Origin of the sequence: Brenneria roseae subsp. roseae (assembly GCF_003115845.1) — a bacterium.
Lineage (GTDB): Bacteria > Pseudomonadota > Gammaproteobacteria > Enterobacterales > Enterobacteriaceae > Brenneria > Brenneria roseae.
In genome coordinates this window covers 155,209-176,385 of the sequence record NZ_KZ819023.1, presented here as the reverse complement: position 1 = coordinate 176,385, position 21,177 = coordinate 155,209, and the positions used below count along the sequence as shown (strand labels likewise).

The window sequence follows — 21,177 nt, the reverse complement described above, 5'->3', positions numbered from 1 at the left end:
TTTTTATCAGTCTGGCGGGACGTTCAAAAGTGGTTTGTTCTGGTTTAACCCTCCCCCTGGCAAGGGGGAGGTTGGGAGAGAATGATTACTGATGTTCAGCCAGATTCAGCCAGGTTTGCACCACGGTATCCGGGTTCAGGGACAGGCTATCAATCCCCTGATCCATCAACCAAATGGCGAAATCCTCATGATCCGAAGGCCCCTGACCACAGATGCCAACGTATTTACCCTGTTTCTTGGCTGCGGTGATCGCCATTGACAGCAGTGCCTTAACCGCATCATTACGCTCATCAAACAGCGCAGAAACGACGCCAGAGTCCCGGTCCAGCCCCAACGCCAACTGGGTCATGTCGTTTGAGCCAATAGAGAAGCCATCGAAATATTGCAGGAATTCCTCCGCCAATAGCGCATTGGATGGGATCTCGCACATCATGATAATTTTCAGGCCATCCTCGCCGCGACGTAACCCCTGATGAGCCAGCTCTTCGATTACCGCTTCCGCCTGCGCGACAGTACGAACAAACGGGATCATGATCTCCACGTTTTTCAAACCCATATCATTGCGCACGCGTTTTACCGCCGCACATTCCAGCGCAAAACACGCTTTGAAGTCCGGGGACACATAGCGACCCGCGCCACGGAAGCCCAGCATCGGGTTTTCTTCTTCCGGTTCATAACGCTCGCCGCCCAACAGGTTGGCGTACTCGTTCGATTTAAAATCGGATAAACGCACGATCACCCGTTTTGGCGAGAACGCCGCGGCCAGCGTGGCAATACCTTCCGTCAAGCGGCCGACATAGAACTCAACCGGATCGTCAAAGCCATTCATCAGCGCCTTGATTTCACGCTGTAGCTCCGGCGTTTGCTGATCGAACTCCAACAGCGCACGCGGATGCACGCCAATCATGCGGTTGATGATGAACTCCAGTCGGGCCAGCCCGACGCCATCGTTCGGCAGACAGGCGAAATCAAACGCCCGATCGGGATTGCCGACGTTCATCATGATTTTCAGCGGTAAATCCGGCATTTCATCGATCTGCGAACTCTTCACGGTGAAATCCAGCAGATCATGATAAACGTAGCCGGTATCGCCCTCGGCACAGGAAACGGTCACTTTCTGTCCGTTATGCAGCCGTTCGGTCGCATCGCCGCACCCAACAACGGCGGGAATGCCCAGCTCGCGGGCAATAATGGCCGCATGACAGGTACGCCCGCCACGATTGGTGACAATGGCGGCCGCTTTTTTCATGATCGGCTCCCAGTCCGGGTCGGTCATGTCCGTGACCAGCACATCGCCCGCATTGATAAGATGCATCTCGCTGATGTTCTGAATCACTTTAACTTCACCGGCGCCGATACGATGGCCGATAGCACGTCCTTCTACCAGCACTTCACCACTGGCTGGCAGATGATAACGCTCCATCACCTGACCGTTGGAGCGGACGGTTTCCGGACGCGCCTGCACAATGTACAGCTTGCCCGTATGACCATCCTTTGCCCATTCGATATCCATCGGACGACCGTAGTGCTTCTCGATCAACAGCGCCTGACGCGCCAACGCCTGCACTTCGTCATCCGTCAGGCTGAAGCGCGTACGTTGCTGCTCGGGAACATCTTCGATACGCACCTGCTTGCCATGTTCCTGACTGGCAGCGTACACCATGCGAATTTTTTTCGACCCCATGTTGCGGCGAACAATCGCAGGCTTGTCATTGAGTAGCGTGGGTTTATGCACATAAAACTCATCAGGGTTAACGGCGCCCTGCACCACCATCTCACCCAAGCCATAGGCCGAGGTAATGAATACCACCTGATCGAAACCGGACTCCGTATCAATGGTGAACATGACGCCGGCCGCAGCCAGATCGGAACGCACCATGCGCTGAACGCCAGCCGACAGCGCCACGCCGCGATGGTCATATCCCTGATGCACACGGTAAGAAATGGCGCGATCGTTAAACAGAGAGGCAAACACATGCTTTACCGCGATCATCACTGCATCGATACCCTGAACGTTCAGGAAAGTTTCCTGTTGCCCGGCAAACGACGCATCCGGCATATCCTCCGCGGTTGCAGAAGAACGCACGGCAAACGACGCGTCTTTCTCACCGTCGGCCAGTTGCTGGTAGGCATCGCGAATCGCCTCTTCAAGCGCCGGCTGGAAAGGCGTATCAATAATCCACTGACGAATTTGCGTGCCGGCTTTCGCCAGTTGATTCACATCGTCAATATCCGTGCGATCCAGCAATTCGTAAATACGCTGATTGATACCGCTTTGATTAAGAAAATCATTAAACGCCTGTGCTGTTGTCGCAAAACCATTCGGGACGGCTACGCCCAGTTCTGAAAGGTTGGTGATCATCTCACCCAGGGAGGCATTTTTGCCACCCACCCGCTCAACGTCGTGCATACCAAGCTGGTTATACCAGAGGACATTACGCAAATCAGGGCCGTTATTGGACATCGAAAATAATCCTTTCTGCATACAGTTAGGGTATGAAAGAGTTCGGTTGAAAATGAGTTTCAACTTAATCAGGGTAGCATAGCGTTTTATAAAGCATGGACAGGTGAATCGATCAACCTACGAAAAAAAACTGATTTCAGCGCCAACTATTGCTTAACGATGCAAAAATCCAATATCGTAAAAGTTTGCTATCTTTTTCATTAAGATAATGAAATAGCGTTTTAATAAAAGTATTCTTAAAACACTATTTTTGACGAGGTTGATTGGTTTTTATTGCAGAAAACGCAATAAGGAGTTTAGGTGGAAAGAAGCGTGTTTTATATCTCCGACGGTACGGCGATCACGGCGGAAGTGCTTGGTCATGCGGTGCTATCGCAATTCCCGGTGGATACCGTTAGCTATACGTTGCCCTTTGTTGAAAGCGAAACACGCGCCAAAGCGGTGTGTGAACAGATCAATATGTCCTACCGGCAGAGCGGCTTACGACCGCTGGTTTTCTACTCCATTGTCACTCCCACCGTGCGTGACATTATTACCGGCAGCGAGGGATTTTGTCAGGATATTGTGCAGGCGCTGGTTACCCCCTTACAAAAAGAGCTAAACATTTCGCCAACGCACGTGGCAAACAGGACCCACGGACTGACCGCCAACAATCTGGGTAAATATGAAGCACGTATCGCCGCCATCGACTACACGTTGGCCCATGATGACGGTATTTCACTGCGCAATCTCGATCAGGCTCAGGTTATTCTGCTCGGCGTATCCCGCTGTGGCAAAACGCCGACAAGCCTTTATCTGGCGATGCAATTCGGTATTCGCGCCGCAAATTATCCGTTTATCGCCGATGATATGGATAACCTGCATTTACCCGACGCGTTGAAACCTTTCCAGCACAAACTTTTTGGCCTGACCATTGATGCCGAACGTCTGGCGGCGATCCGCGAAGAGCGTCGGGGAAACAGTCGCTATGCGTCTTTACGTCAATGTCGAATGGAACTTAGCGAAGTCGAAGCCCTGTATCGCAAACACCAGATTAAATACATCAATACGACCAATTATTCTGTTGAGGAAATCTCCGCCAAAATCATCGACACGCTGGGCATGAGTCGGAGAATGTACTAGTACACAATATATTTTTTTATCGTCACGCGGTTGAAATGCACGCCGTTTAGTTTATTGTAAGTCTCATCACTTCCCGGTATTCCGCCGTTGAGAAGAAACCAATTTAGTCGAGATCCCTATCCCGGTAGACTTTATGCTCATTGGGCAAAGACGACACACAGCAACGAAGGCATACATGATGAGATGCGTGGCGAACGGTCACCATAATGTTTCATACGCGCCACCGGTTATTTCTGCGTTCAAAAACGCCTGATGTGTTTTTGAACGCTGTTCGCAGCGTTCGCTTTGCATTTATAACGTTATGATTTGTATCGCGTTATCGTAGTTTATGAACATAATTAATGCGTTCACAGACATACGGCATCGTCTCGGGTGATAGGCTCTCGGCTTGAAATGCTTAGAGACACAATATGTATCAAACAGATGAACTGCGAAGCAGGCGCATCGATAGTTTGGTTACGCCACACGCGCTGATAACCAAGTTACCTCTTTTGCCCGCCATTGCCGAAACCGTGACGCTGTCGCGAAAAAGTATTGAAGACATTCTTACCGGTCAGGATCCCCGCTTACTGGTTATTATCGGCCCCTGCTCTATTCACGACATTCCCAGCGCCCTGGACTATGCCCACCGGCTGGCTGAAATGCGCGTCCGTTATCAGGATCGGCTGGAAATCGTAATGCGTACTTACTTTGAAAAACCGCGAACCGTCGTGGGTTGGAAAGGTATGATTGCAGACCCGGCGCTAAATGGCTCCTTTCAGGTGAATGAAGGACTGGAACGCGCCAGGCGTTTGCTGCTGGACGTCAACGCACTGCAACTGCCGACGGCCACCGAATTTCTGGATATGGTGACCGGCCAGTACATTTCCGATCTGATTAGCTGGGGAGCGATTGGCGCCCGAACAACGGAAAGCCAAATCCACCGTGAAATGGCTTCCGCGCTGTCCTGCCCGGTCGGCTTTAAAAATGGCACCGATGGCAATATGCGTATCGCGATTGACGCCATTCGGGCGGCGCGGGCGCAGCATATGTTCCTTTCGCCCGACAAACAGGGACAGATGACGGTTTACCAAACGCAAGGTAATCCGTTTGGTCACGTGATTATGCGCGGCGGCAAAAAGCCCAATTATCATGCTGACGACATTGCCGATGCCTGTGCGCACCTGCGTGAGTTTTCATTGCCTGAACACCTGGTCATCGATTTCAGTCATGGTAACTGCCAGAAACAGCATCGCCGCCAGTTGGAAGTTGCAGACAATGTTTGTCAGCAAATTCGCTCCGGTTCACGCTCCATTGCCGGCATCATGGCTGAAAGCTTTCTGATCGAAGGCAACCAGCCAATAAATACGCCGCAAGCGCTGACCTATGGGCAATCCATCACCGATCCTTGTCTGAGCTGGCAGGATACGGAAACCATGCTCGAACGGCTGGCCGAGGCCGTCGACACGCGCTTTCGCGCAGTCTGATCGAACGCTCGCCGCGCGACCGAACGCCCCATCCGCAGGCCCGACAGGACGCCATTGATGGGGCGTGTTCACAAGTTGAGCCTGAACCGATTTGTTCCTCGGGACGCAGGCGTAACTGTTCAGCGCATGACCCTCATGCTGAACGTCCTTTCGCAAAATATACGTACCGCCATCATGACGACGCGCCAGTCCTCCTCATCCGCCATCTTTCCGCATTATTCTCGTTGCAAGACGCCCGATCGCTGCACGCCGCACACGCGTATTAAGAAAATTTCACTTGATGTAACGTTTTTGTTACATGAAAATGATTCTCATTAATCCCTAGCAGTATCGAGATAAAGGATAAGGAAGCGAGATGCAGACTTCAATTTACCAGCAATACCTCCAGGCTAAAATTGCCCACCCACGTAAATATGCCCGCGATCTGGCAGATCTGCTCGGCATCAGTGAAGCAGAACTGACGCACGCGCGTGTCGGACACGATGCCCAACGCTTACAAGGTGATGCCAAAAGCTGGCTGAACGCACTGGAACAGGTTGGTAATACCAAGTCGATCACTCGTAATAATTATGCGGTACATGAGCATGTTGGTTACTACCAGAATCAATCGCTGGATGGTCACGCCGGCCTGATTCTGAATCCACGCGGACTGGATTTGCGTTTGTTCCTGCACCAATGGGCCTCCGCTTTCGCATTACGTGAAACGACGCCTCGCGGTGAACGTCAAAGCATTCAGTTCTTTGATCATCAGGGTGATGCCATCCTGAAGGTCTACACCACTGATACCACCGATATGCAAGCCTGGCAGCAGTTTGTCGATAAGTTCGCCCACGCAGAAAACCCGGCACTGCCGCTTCGTCCGCTGGCTGGCGAACCGGCAGCTGGCGCCTCCGCAGAGGCGAATCCGCAGTTTGAAGCGGACTGGCGGGCAATGACCGATGTGCATCAATTTTTTATTCTGTTGAAACGCTATAACCTCACTCGCCAGCAGGCTTTCCGCGCCGTCAGTGATGATTTGGCCTACCGGGTGGATAACGACGCGCTGTCACAAATTTTGTTTACCGCCCGTGAAGATCAGAACGAAATCATGGTATTTGTGGGTAATCGTGGCTGTGTGCAGATTTTTACCGGCAAGATCGAACGCGTTGAACGCATGGAACAACACGCCGAGTGGATTAATATCTTTAATCAGGATTTCACCCTGCATCTGATTGAAAATGCCATTGCCGAGAGTTGGGTCACCCGCAAGCCGACGGCTGACGGTATCGTCACCAGTCTGGAACTGTATGCCGCTGACGGCACGCAGATTGCCCAACTGTTTGGACAACGTACCGAAGGAACACCGGAACAACAGCAGTGGCGCGACCAGATTGGCGCGTTGAAACCACTCAAGGAGCTGGCCGCATGAAAAACTGGCTATTCCCGTTATTAATCGCGCTGCCGCTGAGTGCGTCAGCCGCTGAACGTCTTGTGTCCATCGGTGGTGATGTCACCGAGATTATTTATGCTCTGGGCGCGGAAAAAGATCTGGTTGCCCGCGATAGCACCAGCCTGCATCCCGATGCCGCCACGGCATTACCGGATGTCGGCTACATGCGCCAGCTCAATACCGAAGGCATCCTGGCCATGAATCCGTCACTGGTGATTGCCAGCGAGCTATCCCAGCCTTCACTGGTGTTACAGCAGGTTGCTGAAAGCGGCACGCAGGTTATTCATGTGCCGGCCGCGCCGGCACTGGAAACCGTACCGCAAAAAATCAGTGTCATTTCACAAGCGTTGCATAAAGAGGATGAGGGTAAAAAGCTGGCAGAATCGTACCAGCAAGAACTGGCGGCCATCGCCAAAACGCCCTTGCCGGTTAACGTTTTGTTTGTTCTCAGCCACGGCGGTATGACTGCCATGGCCGCCGGACAGAATACGCCGGCGGATACCATCATCCGTAGCGTCGGCCTGAAAAACGCCATGCAGGGCGTACAACGCTATCAGCCGCTCTCGCAGGAAGGCGTGATCGCCAGTGCGCCAGACCTGATACTGATCTCCAGCCAGGGACTAAAAAGTCTGGGCGGGGAAGCGCAGATCTGGAAATTACCCGGACTGGCCCTGACCCCTGCGGGTAAAAACAACCGTCTGCTGGTCGTCGATGACATGGCGCTGCTTGGCTTTACGCTGGAAACGCCAGCACTGATGGCGACGCTGCGTCAGACGGCAGAAAAAATCAAATGATACAACGGTTTCATCCTCGTTATTGGCTGGCTGCATTACTGCTATTGTTGTTGATACTGATGGTCGGCGCGTCAAATCTGGGCGCGCTGGCCCTGTCATTTAAAACACTGTGGCAGACGCCATTTGACGATCCGCTCTGGCATATCTGGCTGAATATCCGTATTCCCCGCGTGTTGCTGGCCGTGCTGGTCGGCTGTGCGCTGGCCTGTTCCGGGGCCATCATGCAGGGATTGTTTCGTAACCCACTGGCCGATCCCGGCCTGCTGGGGATCAGCAGCGGCGCAGCGCTATGCGTTGCGCTGACCATCGTGCTGCCGCTGGGGTTGCCCCCGCTGCTGGCGCTTTATAGCCCCATGCTGGCCGCTTTTGTCGGCAGTCTGGCGATTACCGCGATTATTTTCATCCTTAATCGTTCCGGACAGGGCGGCGTCACGCGTCTGTTGCTGGCAGGTATCGCCCTTAACGCGTTATGTATGGCATCCATCGGGGTTCTGACCTACATCAGTACCGATCAGCAGTTACGCCAGTTCTCTCTGTGGGGGATGGGCAGTCTGGGACAAGCGCAATGGCCGATGCTATTAGTCGCCGGCACGTTGGTCATTCCGGCCATTATCATAACGTTGTATCAGGCTCGTCTTTTGAATCTGTTACAGCTGGGGGATGAGGAAGCACATTATCTTGGCGTCAACGTGAAGCGCACCAAGCACACGCTGCTGCTGTTAAGCTCTCTGTTGGTCGGCGTCGCCGTTGCCGTCAGTGGTGTCATCAGCTTTATCGGATTGGTTATTCCACATCTGATTCGAATGCATTTGGGTGCCGATCACCGCTGGTTGATACCGGGTTCCGCACTGGGCGGAGCCTGCCTGCTGCTGGTCGCCGATACGCTGGCCCGGACGATACTGTCTCCGGCGGAATTGCCCGTCGGTTTGCTAAGCAGTCTGATTGGCGGCCCCTACTTCTTATGGCTGATTGTTCAGCACAAAGGACGCGGAAATGAGTAATCCCGCCACGCCCGAAACGTCGATGATTGCGCGTCACCTCAGTTTCCACACCGGTGAACGCTACCTGATAAAGGATGTTTCCCTTGAGGTCGGCTGTGGTGAAATTGTGGCGATTATCGGCCCCAACGGGGCAGGAAAATCGACGCTGCTACGGCTCTTAACCGGCTATTTAACCCCTCAGCAGGGTGAATGTCTGTTGGCAGGAAAATCCTTTGCGCAATGGCAACCCAATGCGCTGGCGAGAACCCGTGCAGTGATGCGTCAACACAGTGGAATGGCATTTGCCTTCAGCGTTCAGGATGTTGTCTTGATGGGACGTGCGCCTCATGGACGTGCTCAGCACAACGAAACGGTGGTCCGGCAGGTAATGGAACAAACCGGCTGTCTGACGCTGGCAACCCGGGATTACCGCCATCTGTCTGGCGGCGAACAGCAGCGCGTTCAGTTGGCCCGCGTGCTGGCGCAGCTCTGGCACCCGCAGCCGACGCCCGGTTGGCTGTTTTTGGACGAACCCACCTCAGCATTGGATTTATATCATCAGCAGCATCTGTTGCGGTTGCTGAAACAGCTGACCCGCCAGCAGCCGTTGGCCGTGTGCTGCGTCCTGCACGATCTTAACCTGGCTGCGCTGTATGCCGACAGAATTCTGCTGCTGCATGAAGGTGAACTGGTTGCGCAAGGGACACCAGAGCAAGTGCTGCGGGCCGACGTACTCACCCATTGGTATCAGGCCGATCTCAACGTCAGCCCACACCCTGAATACCCCATTCCGCAGGTTTACCTGCGTCAGTAGACGTCGGCACTCAACCTCAGCTGGAGCAGGATATTTCCAGATGTTTGCCCCACTCTGGCGGTAACGCCGCCAGATCGTCCATCTCGGGCATATCGTCATAAGGACGGCACAGCGCCTGATGCAAACGCGCCAGCACGCTGATATCCTCTTTTTCCGCTCGTTCAATGGCGTTCTGAACCAGATAGTTGCGCAAAATATATTTTGGATTGGCCGATTTCATGCTTTGTTGCCGCTCGGCATCACTCTGTTCTTCCTGCATCAGTCGTTTGCGATAGGCGCTAAACCACTGGTCAAACGCCTGACGATCGATAAACTCATCCCGCAACGGCGAAAGCGCCGCATGCTTCTCACTCTCCGCCAATAGCCGGAAGGTGCGGGTATAATCGCGCCGCTCTTGTTGCATCAACCGCAGTAACCCTACCAGAATGTCATTATCCTGAGCGTCGGCGGTAAACAGTCCCAATTTGGCGCGCATCAGCGAACCATACCGCTGCATCAACGCTGGTTCATAGCGCGCCAACGCATGCTCCAGCACCTCGGTACTCATCAATCCTGACAGCGCCTGAGCCAGACGATGGAGATTCCATAACCCAACAGCCGGCTGGTTATCGAAGGCATAACGGCCCTGATGGTCGGAATGATTACAGATATAATCGGGCTGATAGTCATCCAGAAAACCATATGGCCCGTAGTCTATCGTCAAACCGAGGATCGACATGTTGTCCGTATTCATTACACCATGAGCAAAACCAACCGCTTGCCACTGAGCCATCAGGCGGGCAGTCCGTTCGACGACGTCACCGAACCATAAGGCGTAGCGTTGCGCGTCATCCCGCCACTGCGGCCAATGCCGCGCGATGATGTAATCCGCCAACTGCCGGACCTTATCCGGTTCATGATGATAGTAAAAATGCTCAAAATGGCCGAAGCGCACATGGCTTTCCGCTACGCGCAATAACATCGCGCCCGGTTCTTCCCGCTCGCGCTGTACGAGCTGTTCACTGGAGACAACGGTTAGCGCGCGCGTCGTAGGAATACCCAGATGGTGCATCGCTTCAGACGCCAGAAACTCCCGGATGACCGAGCGTAAAACCGCCCGGCCATCGCCCATACGCGAATAAGGCGTCAGGCCGGCCCCTTTAAGATGCCAGTCCAGCGTGCGCCCATCCGCCAGTTGCTGTTCACCCAGCAGAATGCCGCGGCCATCACCTAACTGCCCGGCCCACATACCAAACTGGTGTCCGCTATAAACCTGAGCCAATGGCTCCATACCCGGCAGCAGCGTCTCGCCACTCCAGATGCCGCTCTTCTCAGCGGTAAAATACTCAGGAGAGAGCTCCAGTTCATTTGCCAGCCCCTCGCTATAATAAAGCAGACGGGCCCCTGCAAGCGGCGTAGGTTTAAGCGCAGTGTAAAACCCCGGCAACTGCTGAAAGTAATGATTAACGAACTGTGGTCTTTTCGGCATAGTTTCTCCCCTATAAAAGAAAGTGTAGATGGCCAGCAAGAGAATTAACACCGAGGGAAAACAGGGATATTCGTTTTGAAAAACGCGCCTGCATTTTTTTTATGGCGGACTATCCTGCCCGTCACCCTGTGGGCTGTCGCTTTGTGCCAATGAAGAGATTAACGGATAAAAGAAGCTTCAAGGGAGCTCGATTTTTTTTCTTAGTTCATCAAAATGAACGGCAGGCCATAACTCACCTTGTACTGCATCGATATTTAAGTTCTTAACTTTATGAAAGTACTCGGCGGTGCCGATACCTTTAACAATAACGTTGATATCTTGATAATAGTTTTTAATTATTCTCAATAAGGGATCCATGATGAGCGTATTTTGGGGACGCGATAATAAATGCTCCACAAAGTTTTGATCCAATTTGACACCGCACAGCAATCCATCATGCAAAGACTTCAGATTACTTTTCCCGGCGCCGAAGTTGTCCAGCCAAAGACCAAACGCCTGGCTTATTTTGGCCAACACCGCGTTTTCTTTCCCTTGTGATAGACCGGGGAAATACTCATTAATTTCCAACTGGATGAAGGTAAAACGCCGCAGAGAACGGCATAGCGTCTCGGATTGCATAAAGAGATCCACGACTGCATGGTCAACCCGCAACACTAAAAGAATATCATTATCAATGAACCAACTGGCTTTATCCTGAATAAATGAAATTTGTTCATTAATGAAATCATACCGTTGCATGCTATTTAACAGGGTAAACAGAATATCTGACGGCATACTCAGATTACCTGAAGAACTATTAAATCTACTTATCATTTCGACAGCAACCAGCCTGCCTTCCAGGCTATAAATAGGCCAGAAAACATAATCACTGACATAATCTACTTCTAACCGAACAAACATAAGGTATTGTTAAAGTAAAATAGTAGTGGTGTTGCTCCAGCTTATTGATAACTATCACGACTTGTGACCATCAGCTGAAAATAGAAACCGTAGATAGCGATAAATAACGTGTTTAAGCTCCGTCGTCACGCCAGTGATAAAAAAACCGGCCAGTAGTTCGATACTAAAACAAATCATTACTAAGTTATAGATTAAAAAAAGTACCTTATCCACTCTGACCTTTCCCCTATCCGTTTCTGAACCGCTTAACCAGACGGGAAAAGGGAGATTAGCGAATACTTGTTACTATCCACGCCGACAGTTGCTGCAATTCCTCACCTTGTTCAGGGAATTTTTTTATCAATTGCTGACATATCTCAGCCATATTTTCTGGCCGGTATAGCGTGCCGGGTAATTCAACAGCCAGCGTTTCAAGCGGCGTCGGATTCAAACTGTCGGTATAAATCTGAGCTCGATTAATAACTCCGCGTGCGACATCAAAATGTAATTCCACACCGCCCCAGGAAAAACGGTTATCTAATAAATGAGAGAAATCCGGCGCTTGCCCAAAATTCCATTCCCAACTGCTTTGCCGGGCAAACTGCTCACTGAAACCGGGTAAATCGGGAAATGCCGCAGGTGAAATGATTTCAGGCGCACAACGTTCGCCGTAATAGTCAAAAAAAGCCTGAATAATCGCCTGACACACGCCGTGGTGATCGATAGCGGGCAAGAGTTCAACCAGATTCGCCACCCGCGAACGTACCGATGTAATTCCCTTAGCCTGTAATTTTTTAATATCCGGGTTTAAGTAATCCGCCAGACGACTTAAATTTGCATTTAGCAGTAACGTTCCATGATGAAAGCCGCGATCTTTGGTTTCACGGTAGGCAGAACCGGATATTTTTCGACTCCCTTCTGTCGTTTCCACCACCAGATCGTTGCGACCGGAAGCACTGGCCTTGATGCCAAGATCTGACAACGCGTTGAGAATAATGCGGGTCGAAACGCTTTTATCATATTCGGGTTTGCCCGCCATAAAGGTGAAACAGGTGTTTCCCAAATCATGGAACACCGCGCCACCACCGCTGCTGCGCCGTGCCAGCTTAATGCCGTCTTCTTCCATCCGACGCGTATTACACTCTTTCCATGGATTCTGCGCACGGCCGATAACCACCGTTTCGGCGTTACGCCAGAGAAACAGTACGCGCTGTGTCGGCGGCATTTGACGAAAAATGCACTCTTCAACCGCCAGATTAAACCAGGGATCGAAGGAATCAGAGAGTAATAAGCGCAGAGAAGACATAAGCGGCTCCATGTCATGAAAGGAGGAAATCAGATACGGCGAGCCTGCCAGTACGCCCGTTTCCAGTAAACGTTATCCAGCGATGAACGAATAACGCCCTGGCTGGTGGATGCGTGAATAAACTGATCGTCTTTATCATAAATTCCCACGTGCAATCCGTTGCTGCCGCTGCCGGTTTTGAAAAAAACCAGATCGCCCGGCAACAGACTGTCGCGATCGACCCGCTCGCCGAGTTCAGTCTGCGCTTCGGTGGTACGCGGCAATTGCAGACCGAACCGATCGCGGAAGGTCAGGTAAACAAAACCCGAACAATCAATACCGTTTCGATCCAGACCACCATAACGATAAGGCGTTCTGTACCACTCATTGAGTTGATCGTTTAACTGTGCGATCACCATGATGGAATCACTCAGACGCGCGTTTGGCGGCGGGCCTTTATGACTGCTGCACCCGACCAATATCAGACTTGCCAGTATCAACAGATGTCTTAACCGTATCATGCTCGTTACCTGAGAAATCAGCGGATGTCTGTCACACCCGGCAAATGTTATCTGAATGATATTTCTGTCTAATCTAGACAGAACGGCGATAACAGGCAAGTAGAGCCGATATTTCCGATTGTGCGAATATGGCAAATCAAACACTGCGAGGAATAATCCAGTGGCGGCCATCAACCTGGTGACGTTGAAAATCCACGCCGAATACCGGTGACAGCAACGCCGGATCCATCACGTCATCCGCCTTTCCCTGTGCGATAAGCTGTCCGGCAGCGATCAGCCAGACGCGATCGGCATGGTGGAGACTATGATTCAAATCGTGCGCGCACAAAATAACGGTAATACCCGATCGACAAAGCTGATGCAGGAGTTCATCCAGCGCGACCTGCTGTGCAACGTCCAGACTATTGGCCGGTTCATCCAGCAACAGCAGCCGGGCATACGGATTCAGCGTCGGCCAAATCTGCAAGCATGCGGCGGCCAGCCGGACCCGCTGCCACTCGCCACCGGAGAGTCGGGTTAATGGGCGAGCCAACTTATCCGTCAGCAGCAGACGATCGGCGAGAAAATGCACGACGTCCTCAAGCCCTTGTTCATCGGCCATCGGCGGTTGGCATAAGCGTAAATACTGGAATACCGGCATGAAAGCCATCGGAGGTTGCTGCTGCGCCAGATAGGCGCGTTGCAGCGCCAGATGCTGAGCAGACAACTGAGAAAGCGGCGCGCCGGACAAATAGATCTCGCCTTCACCCGCGAGCAACCCGGCCAACCGGGCCAGCAGCGTGCTTTTACCGGCCCCATTCGGGCCGATAATATGCAGCAGTTCACCCGCGCCGCATTCGGCATCAACCGGAGACAGACGAGGCACCACACCAGCCTGCCTCAACCTTAATAGCGGCGTATCTTCCTGTCCCAATTACTTTGCCAACGCCTCTTCTATTGCTGCAATAACCGTTGCATCATCAGGCGTCAGATCGGGCGCAAAACGCTGAATAACCTGTCCCTGGCGATTAATCAGGAATTTTTCAAAATTCCATAAAATATCTTCCGGATGGACCGGCTTGCGACCTTTATTAACCAACCGGGCATAAAAACCGCTCAGCATAGACCCGGTTGCTTTAGGCTGCTCGCGGATCAATAGCTGATATAGCGGGTGCCGGTTGGCGCCGTTGACCTCAATTTTGCTGAACATCGGGAACTGTACGCCAAACGTTCCCCGGCAAAACGCCTGAATCTCTTCTTCACTGCCCGGTTCTTGTCCGGCAAATTCATTTGATGGAAACCCCAGCACGACGAACCCTTGGTCACGGTAGGTTTCATATATTTTTTCCAGCGCTTCATATTGCTTCGTCAAACCACACTGCGAGGCAACATTGACGATTAAAGCGACCTTTCCCTGATAGGCTTCAAGCGTTGTCGCTTCCCCTCCGATCGTTTTGAGCGGGATGGCGTAGATTTCATTACTCATCGTCTTGATCCTTTTATCCTGTGATTCATCAAGCCCGTCAGCCGTCAGGCTGTTCGGTACAGTGGACTAAATCCTGTTACGTAACAGCAACCAAATAAACCACGGCGCGCCCAGCGTAGCGGTAACCACCCCAATCGGCAACTCTGCGGACACCAAAGCAATACGCGCAACGGTATCCGCCAGCATCAGAATGGCGCCGCCCGCCAACGCACAGCCGGTTAACAGATAACGCTGATCGGTCAACCCGCACAGGCGCAACATATGCGGAATAATCAAACCGACAAAGCCGATAACGCCGGCCAGAGCGACACTCAGCCCCACCAACACCCCAATAATCAACACCAGAATATTACGCCAGCGATAGACAGAAACCCCTAACTGGCGCGCCTGCACCTCCCCCAACGCCAGCCAGTTGAGCACCGCCCCTTGCCGGCTCAGCCACACAAGGAAAGGCAACAGCGCCGCAATCAGCCAGCCATGCCGCCAGTCGATACCGCTGAAGCCGCCCATCATCCAGTACATAAGCTGGCGCAAATCAAGACTGGTGCTGAAATAGACCGCCCAGGTCATGACTGCGCTACAGATGATGCCCAGCGCCACGCCGATTAATAACAGACGAGCATTGGAAACATGCCGGCGGGCAAAGCGCAATAGAAGAAAGGTAATCAGCAGTGCTCCGGCAATCGCACTCAGGCTCAGTACCCAGACTGGCAGTTGCCCTTGTCCCAGCAGTACCGTGAGCACCAGCGCTACGCCTGCTCCATTGGCTACGCCCAACAGGCCGGGCTCTGCCAGCGGATTATCGAATATCGCCTGCATCACCGCTCCCGACATCGCCAGACTTGCACCAACCAGCATGACGGCCAGCGTTCTGGGTAAGCGTAATTGCCAGACAAAAATCTGTTGTGAATCATCCAGCCAGGACACCGGCCAAATCCAGCGGTCTCCGGCGCACAGGCTGATGATCAGAATAACAAGAGTCAGACACAACAGAATTGCCAGCCGCCAGCGATCCTGAATACGCTGCTGGCGTGTTAACTGGGTATACCCCGGATTTAATGGCTGCATCATCCACCAGCAATAAAAAAAAACGTGCCGGATACCAATATGGCGGTTACGGCGAAACGTATGAAACAGGTTGAAAAACATCTATCCGGAAACGGCAATTCCAGCGCATTTGCCTGCACGATCGGCGCGTTATCGATGTTTGATATGCGGCGAATGATTAGAGATCGGCTACGCTTAAAAATGAGAATAACGCTCATGCTCCAGATACCGCGAGGGTAACGATATGCTGACCATGTTCCGACGATTCATGGCGTGGGCTGCTCATCCACAAACGAGACCCACGACACCGGCAGGAAAGCATGCTTACTGTCGCGAGAGTGAGTTCTGTTTTTTTAACCACTCGGCGACGTTGCCATTCGATCAGGTCAACGAATGTCAGTGCGACGATTTACCGCGGGAAGAAAAACCGGGTAACCGCTGATCCCGCTAAAACTTGATGCTTTTACGCCGCGTCAGCCAGGCCCCGACGAACTCCGGCACGATAACGCTGGCCGGACCATAGATTTTTTCGTCAAACTGGCTTTCCACCTGACTCGGTTCAAGGTTCAGTTCGAGCGTATAGGCGCCGTGCGCATGGGCCTCATGCACAAAGCCCGCCGCAGGATAAACGTGTCCGGATGTCCCAATGGCAATAAAGTAGTCCGCCTGCGACAACGCCTGATAAATTTTGTCCATATGCAGCGGCATTTCGCCAAACCATACGACATGCGGGCGCAAAGGGGCAGGAAACTGACAGCAATGACAACGTTCGTCAGCAGAAAGATCGCCGGTCCAGTCAAATACCTGGCCGCTCTGACAACAGCGTACTTTCAGCAGTTCTCCATGCATGTGGATTACCCGCTGGCTGCCCGCACGTTCATGCAGGTTATCAATGTTCTGTGTGATCAGCTGGAAATTATCTCCCAGCATGGTCTCCAGATTAGCCAGGGCCAGATGCGCCGCATTAGGCACAATTTCCGGCTGCTGTAGCTGACGCCGGCGAGCGTTGTAAAATGCCTGAACCAGTTGAGGATCGCGCTGGAACCCTTCGGGGGTGGCGACGTCTTCAACGCGATGTTCCTCCCACAGCCCATCAGCCGCACGAAAGGTACGGATCCCAGATTCCGCAGAAATACCTGCTCCGGTCAACACAACAACGCGTGGTTTTTTCACTTCGCTCGCCGCCAGATAATCTCGATGAAAAATACGTGCACGCAGGCGCTGCTGACGCATACGTTTCCCTTTATGAAAACGTCCCAATCGTTGATGCGTATGCATATATGCTCCTGCTAGTTATCCATTAAGTGTAGCAAAGCCGCGCCGCGAACGCCGCCGGCATCACCATAACGCGCTTTTTCTATCCGTGGTAGTTTGGCAATCGGTAACAGCCGGGACGGTAGACGGGTGGGTAATATCTGATAAATTTCGTCGAAATTCGATAACCCGCCGCCAAGAATCAACAGATGAGGATCGAAGATGGTCAGCAGGTTACCCAGGCAGACCGCCAGCAAATCCATGAAACGATCGACAAACGCCAGCGCATTTGCCTCTCCGGCGCGATAGTGCCGAATGATAGTAACGGCCGGGAGCGCCTCCTGATAGAAATGTGAATAGAGCCATTCAAAGCCACGACCGGAAATATAGTTTTCAATACAACCGGATTGGCCACAGCCACACTTCACGCGCGGAATATCGGCGCCAATAATATCCAGTGCATCCACAGTCAGTCGAAAATGCCCGAACTCGCCGGTGATGCCGTTGCGCCCATCGACCGGACGGCCATTGACCACCAATCCGCCGCCAACCCCCGTACCCAGGATCATTCCCAGCACCACCGGGTAGGAACGAAACTCCGTATCCCAGGCTTCCGATAACACAAAACAGTTGGCATCGTTGTTAATGCGAATTTCACGCTGCAATATATCACTCAGATCAGCGCCCAGCGGACGCCCCATGGTTGCCGGCAAATTGGCCGTAAACAGCTTGCCGTTGCTGCCCGTTTGCATCCCCGGCACACCAATGCCGACATGACCGGCCATCCCCACCTGCGCATCGGCCTCGCTGACCAGCGCGACAAACGTATTCAGCAGGTCGTCATAATTGTCGCGCGGCGTAGGCACGCGCTTTTGCCACACCTTGTTGAGTTCGGCATCAAATACACCCAGTTCGATCTTTGTACCACCCATATCAAAACCGTAATACATGACTGCCCCTTAAATGGATGATAAATACCTACCCGTAATTCGGCATATGATGATAAGTCACTGCCCGCTCAATACCCTGGCCGGATCGATACGGCTGGCGCGACGTGCCGGATACCAGCTGGCAATCAGACTCAGCAAAAGCGCCGTTACCAGTACGCTGACCACATCCGCCGCATGCAATTCCGACGGCAGAAAATCAATAAAATAGATATCGCCAGATAAGAAACGGTGGCCGATCAGCGACTCAATGCCGCTGATAATGTTGGTGAGCTGCAATGTCGCGATCACGCCCACCACCACACCGCTCACGCTACCCACTAACCCGGCCAGCAGGCCGTACCAGACAAATATAGCGCGGATAAGGCCATCCGGTGCGCCCAGCGTACGCAACACCGCGATATCGCCACTTTTATCTTTCACCGCCATGACTAACGTCGAGACAATGTTAAAACAGGCCACGCCAATCACCAGCACCATCGCCAGATACATAATGGTCCTGATCATCTGGATATCACGGTACATATACCCATAGGTGCCAATCCAGCTGCGAATAGTGACATAGGCATTGGTGGCCTCGCCGGCATCACGCACCAGCTTGTTGGCTGAAAAAGCATCTTTGGCTTTGATGGCAATCCCCGTCACGCTGTCGCCCATGTCCAGATATTGTTGCGCATCGGCAAGGGGCACCAGCGCCAGACTGTGATCGAGCTGACCGCTCAATTGCAAAATACCGCTGACATACAGACGGATACGTTTAGGCTGCATCAGCTTCATACCCGGATCGCTATTGGGAATCATCACGGTGACCCAATCGCCTTCCTTCACATTCAATGCCGTTGCCACGCCCTGACCAATGATGACCTGCTGCTCCCCGGCATGAAAACGCTGCCAGGCGCCGTTCATCACAAACGACGACAGCGAACTAAGGCGACTCTCCTGTTGGGGATCAACCCCTTTAACCTGAATCGCCCGCAGGTTGGCGCCGTTTTCCAGCAGACCGGTAAAATCGATATAAGGCGCCGCCGCCGCAACGCCCGGCACGCTTTCTATCTTCGGCAGCAGCGCCTGCCAGCCGTCAAAGGGCTGATTGACCGGGGCGATCTCGCCATGAGGAACAACCGCCAGAATGCGGTTATTCAACTCGCGCTCAAAACCGTTCATTGCGCTCAGTCCAACAATCAGGACCGCGACGCCCAATGCGATACCGACGGTCGAAATCACTGAAATCAGCGAAACCAGGCCGCCGCGCCGACGACCACGACTGAAACGCAGACCAATCCGCAGGGAAAGCGGAGGAAATGTCATGGCCGGGCTCCCATCAGCGTCAGTGCCTGTTGCAACTGCCCATCCCGCATCTCTAGCTGACGGCTCAGGCGTCCCGCCAGTTGCAGGTCATGGGTCACCACCAGAAACGCCGTGCCCTGCCGAACGTTCAATTCGCCCAGCAGTTCAAAGATGGTATCGGCGGTACGTTGGTCAAGGTTCCCGGTGGGTTCATCCGCCAGCACCAGCGACGGGCTGTTAACCAACGCTCTCGCGATGGCAACACGCTGGCGTTCTCCGCCGGACAATTCGGAAGAACGATGATGGCTGCGCGCTTCAAGTCCCACCGCCGCCAGCATTTCCCGCGCTTTATCCTGCGCCTGCGCCGTTGGGACATGGCCAATCAGCAGCGGCATCGCCACGTTTTCCAACGCAGTAAAATCCGGCAACAGATGGTGGAATTGATAAATGAACCCCAGTTCGCGGTTACGCAGTTCGGATTTGGCGCCCGAGGATAACCGGCTCAGCGACTGCCCTTTGAAAATCACCTCGCCCGACGTTGGCGAGTCCAGTCCGCCCAACAGATGCAATAACGTGCTTTTACCGGAGCCGGAACTCCCGACAATAGCCATCATCTCCCCGCTATGCATCTCAAAAGAGACATTGCGCAGAACATCCGTTGACAATTTGCCTTCCTGATAGCGTTTGCACAGGTTATTGCACTGCAATAACAGTAAATCATTCATAACGTAGAGCCTCAGCAGGATGAACGGCGGCGGCGCGCCAGGACGGGTAAAGAGTGGATAACAGGGCGATCAGCATGGCGCTCAAGGCGATGCTTACCACCTGTAGCGGATCTATCGCGACAGGCAACGCAGCCCCATCAATCAATAATCCCAGCATTGGCATCAGCGTATTAAGCTGGCTGGCCAATAATACGCCCAGTAACGCCCCCAGCAGCGCCCCGACAATCCCGGCACTCCCCCCCTGCACCATAAACACCGTCATTATCTGGCGTTGGGTCAGCCCCTGCGTTTGCAAAATGGCGACCTCTCCCTGTTTTTCCATCACCAGCAGCCCTAGTGAGGTAATAATATTGAACGCGGCCACGGCAATAATCAGGCTCAGCAACAGCCCCATCATATTTTTTTCCATCCGCACCGCCTGAAAAAGCTCACCTTTGCGTTCGCGCCAGTCTTTCCAGACCGTCCCGGCAGGCAGCGTTTGCGTGCTCAGCACATCTACCTTTAACGGTTCATCCAGCCACAAACGCCAACCGGTGATATTTCCCGCCGGATAACGCATCAGGCGGGAAGCATCCTGTTGATTGACCAGCAACTGATATCCATCGACCTCGCTGTTGGAGGCGAACGTGCCCGCCACGGTGAAAATTCGCTGACTGGGGATGCGCCCCATCGGCGTCAACTGACTGGCGCTCGGCACCATCAGACGCAGTTGATCGCCGCGCTTGACCGCCAGTTGCGAAGCCAGTTGCTCCCCCAAAATAACCAGGTATTCCCCCGGTTGCAGGGTTTGCTGCGTCACATTGACCAGATAACGGGACAACGGATCAGATTCATCGGGATCCATGCCCAGCATGACGCCAACGGACACGCTGCGGGCGCTTTGCAGCACCACTTCACCGGTGGTTAACGGCGCAATTCGTTGGACACCCGACAGCGAACTCAACGCTGAAGGCGGTATCATCTGAGGATTGAGCGAACCCTGAGGGGTGGTGATCAACGCCTGCGGCATCAGCCCCAGAATGTTGTTCTCCAATTCGCGCTCAAACCCATTCATTACGGAAAGAACGGTTACCAACGCCATCACGCCAAGTGTGATGCCAATTGCCGATAACCAGGAGACAAACCGCCCGAAGCGATCTGATGCCCGCCCACGCATATAGCGTAAGCCAATAAATAATGCGACAGGTTGATACATGAAATCCGTCTGGATAAGGTTGCCAAAGCAAAGTG

The 21,177-nt window shown here is 53.0% G+C and carries 20 protein-coding genes; 7 read left to right on the top strand and 13 right to left on the bottom strand.

The features are described 5' to 3' along the window. Positions 1-85 precede the first annotated feature (85 nt). Positions 86-2,464 carry a phosphoenolpyruvate synthase gene (gene ppsA, locus DDT52_RS03130; RefSeq protein ID WP_136155063.1) on the bottom strand — a complete coding sequence of 793 codons (2,379 nt, stop codon included), beginning with the start codon at positions 2,462-2,464 and terminating at the stop codon, positions 86-88. Between the two features lie 300 nt (positions 2,465-2,764). Between ppsA and ppsR the strand changes: the two genes are divergently transcribed. The 6 genes from ppsR to DDT52_RS03095 all read left to right on the top strand — a co-directional run bounded on the left by ppsR (position 2,765) and on the right by DDT52_RS03095 (position 9,069). Further along, a complete protein-coding gene (gene ppsR / locus DDT52_RS03125) occupies positions 2,765-3,586 on the top strand; it encodes a posphoenolpyruvate synthetase regulatory kinase/phosphorylase PpsR (protein ID WP_136155062.1) in 822 nt (273 codons plus the stop codon). Between the two features lie 410 nt (positions 3,587-3,996). Continuing rightward, positions 3,997-5,052 carry a 3-deoxy-7-phosphoheptulonate synthase gene (locus DDT52_RS03120; RefSeq protein WP_136155061.1) on the top strand — a complete coding sequence of 352 codons (1,056 nt, stop codon included), beginning with the start codon at positions 3,997-3,999 and terminating at the stop codon, positions 5,050-5,052. A gap of 355 nt (positions 5,053-5,407) precedes the next feature. After that, the gene (locus DDT52_RS03110; RefSeq protein WP_136155060.1) at positions 5,408-6,460 is read left to right on the top strand and encodes a hemin-degrading factor; all 1,053 of its coding nucleotides are present in this window, start codon (positions 5,408-5,410) and stop codon (positions 6,458-6,460) included. Next, on the top strand, positions 6,457-7,275 hold the full coding sequence (locus tag DDT52_RS03105) for a heme/hemin ABC transporter substrate-binding protein (protein ID WP_136155059.1): 819 nt from the start codon (positions 6,457-6,459) through the stop codon (positions 7,273-7,275). Before DDT52_RS03110 ends, DDT52_RS03105 begins: the two co-directional genes overlap by 4 nt. Further along, complete coding sequence (locus DDT52_RS03100) at positions 7,272-8,276, top strand: FecCD family ABC transporter permease (RefSeq protein WP_136155058.1); 1,005 nt, start codon at positions 7,272-7,274, stop codon at positions 8,274-8,276. Before DDT52_RS03105 ends, DDT52_RS03100 begins: the two co-directional genes overlap by 4 nt. Continuing rightward, entirely contained in the window at positions 8,269-9,069 is an 801-nt protein-coding gene (locus DDT52_RS03095) for a heme ABC transporter ATP-binding protein (protein WP_136155057.1), read from the top strand. Before DDT52_RS03100 ends, DDT52_RS03095 begins: the two co-directional genes overlap by 8 nt. A 16-nt stretch (positions 9,070-9,085) precedes the next feature. On the opposite strand, the gene DDT52_RS03090 is transcribed toward DDT52_RS03095, so the two are convergent. The 7 genes from DDT52_RS03090 to btuC form a co-directional block, all read right to left on the bottom strand. After that, positions 9,086-10,537 carry a protein adenylyltransferase SelO gene (locus DDT52_RS03090; protein WP_136155056.1) on the bottom strand — a complete coding sequence of 484 codons (1,452 nt, stop codon included), beginning with the start codon at positions 10,535-10,537 and terminating at the stop codon, positions 9,086-9,088. 177 nt (positions 10,538-10,714) lie between these two features. Next, positions 10,715-11,437, bottom strand: a complete 723-nt coding sequence (locus tag DDT52_RS03085; protein ID WP_136155055.1) for an EAL domain-containing protein — start codon at positions 11,435-11,437, stop codon at positions 10,715-10,717. A gap of 268 nt (positions 11,438-11,705) precedes the next feature. Next, positions 11,706-12,722, bottom strand: coding sequence for a lipoate--protein ligase (gene lplA / locus DDT52_RS03080; RefSeq protein ID WP_136155054.1), 1,017 nt, complete (start codon positions 12,720-12,722; stop codon positions 11,706-11,708). A gap of 29 nt (positions 12,723-12,751) precedes the next feature. Continuing rightward, positions 12,752-13,222, bottom strand: a complete 471-nt coding sequence (locus DDT52_RS03075) for a C40 family peptidase (RefSeq protein ID WP_109053163.1) — start codon at positions 13,220-13,222, stop codon at positions 12,752-12,754. 136 nt (positions 13,223-13,358) lie between these two features. Continuing rightward, complete coding sequence (gene btuD, locus DDT52_RS03070; protein WP_136155053.1) at positions 13,359-14,135, bottom strand: vitamin B12 ABC transporter ATP-binding protein BtuD; 777 nt, start codon at positions 14,133-14,135, stop codon at positions 13,359-13,361. Further along, positions 14,136-14,687, bottom strand: a complete 552-nt coding sequence (locus DDT52_RS03065; protein ID WP_136155052.1) for a glutathione peroxidase — start codon at positions 14,685-14,687, stop codon at positions 14,136-14,138. A gap of 66 nt (positions 14,688-14,753) precedes the next feature. Beyond that, on the bottom strand, positions 14,754-15,755 hold the full coding sequence (gene btuC, locus DDT52_RS03060; protein WP_136155268.1) for a vitamin B12 ABC transporter permease BtuC: 1,002 nt from the start codon (positions 15,753-15,755) through the stop codon (positions 14,754-14,756). 223 nt (positions 15,756-15,978) lie between these two features. Between btuC and DDT52_RS03055 the strand changes: the two genes are divergently transcribed. Continuing rightward, positions 15,979-16,176, top strand: coding sequence for a hypothetical protein (locus DDT52_RS03055; RefSeq protein WP_136155051.1), 198 nt, complete (start codon positions 15,979-15,981; stop codon positions 16,174-16,176). Between the two features lie 5 nt (positions 16,177-16,181). On the opposite strand, the gene cobB is transcribed toward DDT52_RS03055, so the two are convergent. The 5 genes from cobB to lolC are packed head-to-tail and all read right to left on the bottom strand — an operon-like array spanning position 16,182 to position 21,142. After that, the gene (gene cobB / locus DDT52_RS03050) at positions 16,182-17,012 is read right to left on the bottom strand and encodes a Sir2 family NAD+-dependent deacetylase (RefSeq protein WP_136155050.1); all 831 of its coding nucleotides are present in this window, start codon (positions 17,010-17,012) and stop codon (positions 16,182-16,184) included. Positions 17,013-17,023: 11 nt separating this feature from the next. Beyond that, positions 17,024-17,938: an N-acetylglucosamine kinase gene (gene nagK, locus DDT52_RS03045; protein ID WP_136155049.1), complete on the bottom strand. Its 915-nt coding sequence runs from the start codon at positions 17,936-17,938 to the stop codon at positions 17,024-17,026. Positions 17,939-17,995: 57 nt separating this feature from the next. Next, positions 17,996-19,243 carry a lipoprotein-releasing ABC transporter permease subunit LolE gene (gene lolE / locus DDT52_RS03040; protein WP_136155048.1) on the bottom strand — a complete coding sequence of 416 codons (1,248 nt, stop codon included), beginning with the start codon at positions 19,241-19,243 and terminating at the stop codon, positions 17,996-17,998. Next, on the bottom strand, positions 19,240-19,947 hold the full coding sequence (gene lolD / locus DDT52_RS03035; RefSeq protein ID WP_136155047.1) for a lipoprotein-releasing ABC transporter ATP-binding protein LolD: 708 nt from the start codon (positions 19,945-19,947) through the stop codon (positions 19,240-19,242). The genes lolE and lolD overlap by 4 nt, the downstream gene beginning before the upstream one ends. Further along, positions 19,940-21,142 carry a lipoprotein-releasing ABC transporter permease subunit LolC gene (lolC, locus tag DDT52_RS03030; protein ID WP_136155046.1) on the bottom strand — a complete coding sequence of 401 codons (1,203 nt, stop codon included), beginning with the start codon at positions 21,140-21,142 and terminating at the stop codon, positions 19,940-19,942. Before lolC ends, lolD begins: the two co-directional genes overlap by 8 nt. Positions 21,143-21,177: the final 35 nt, after the last annotated feature.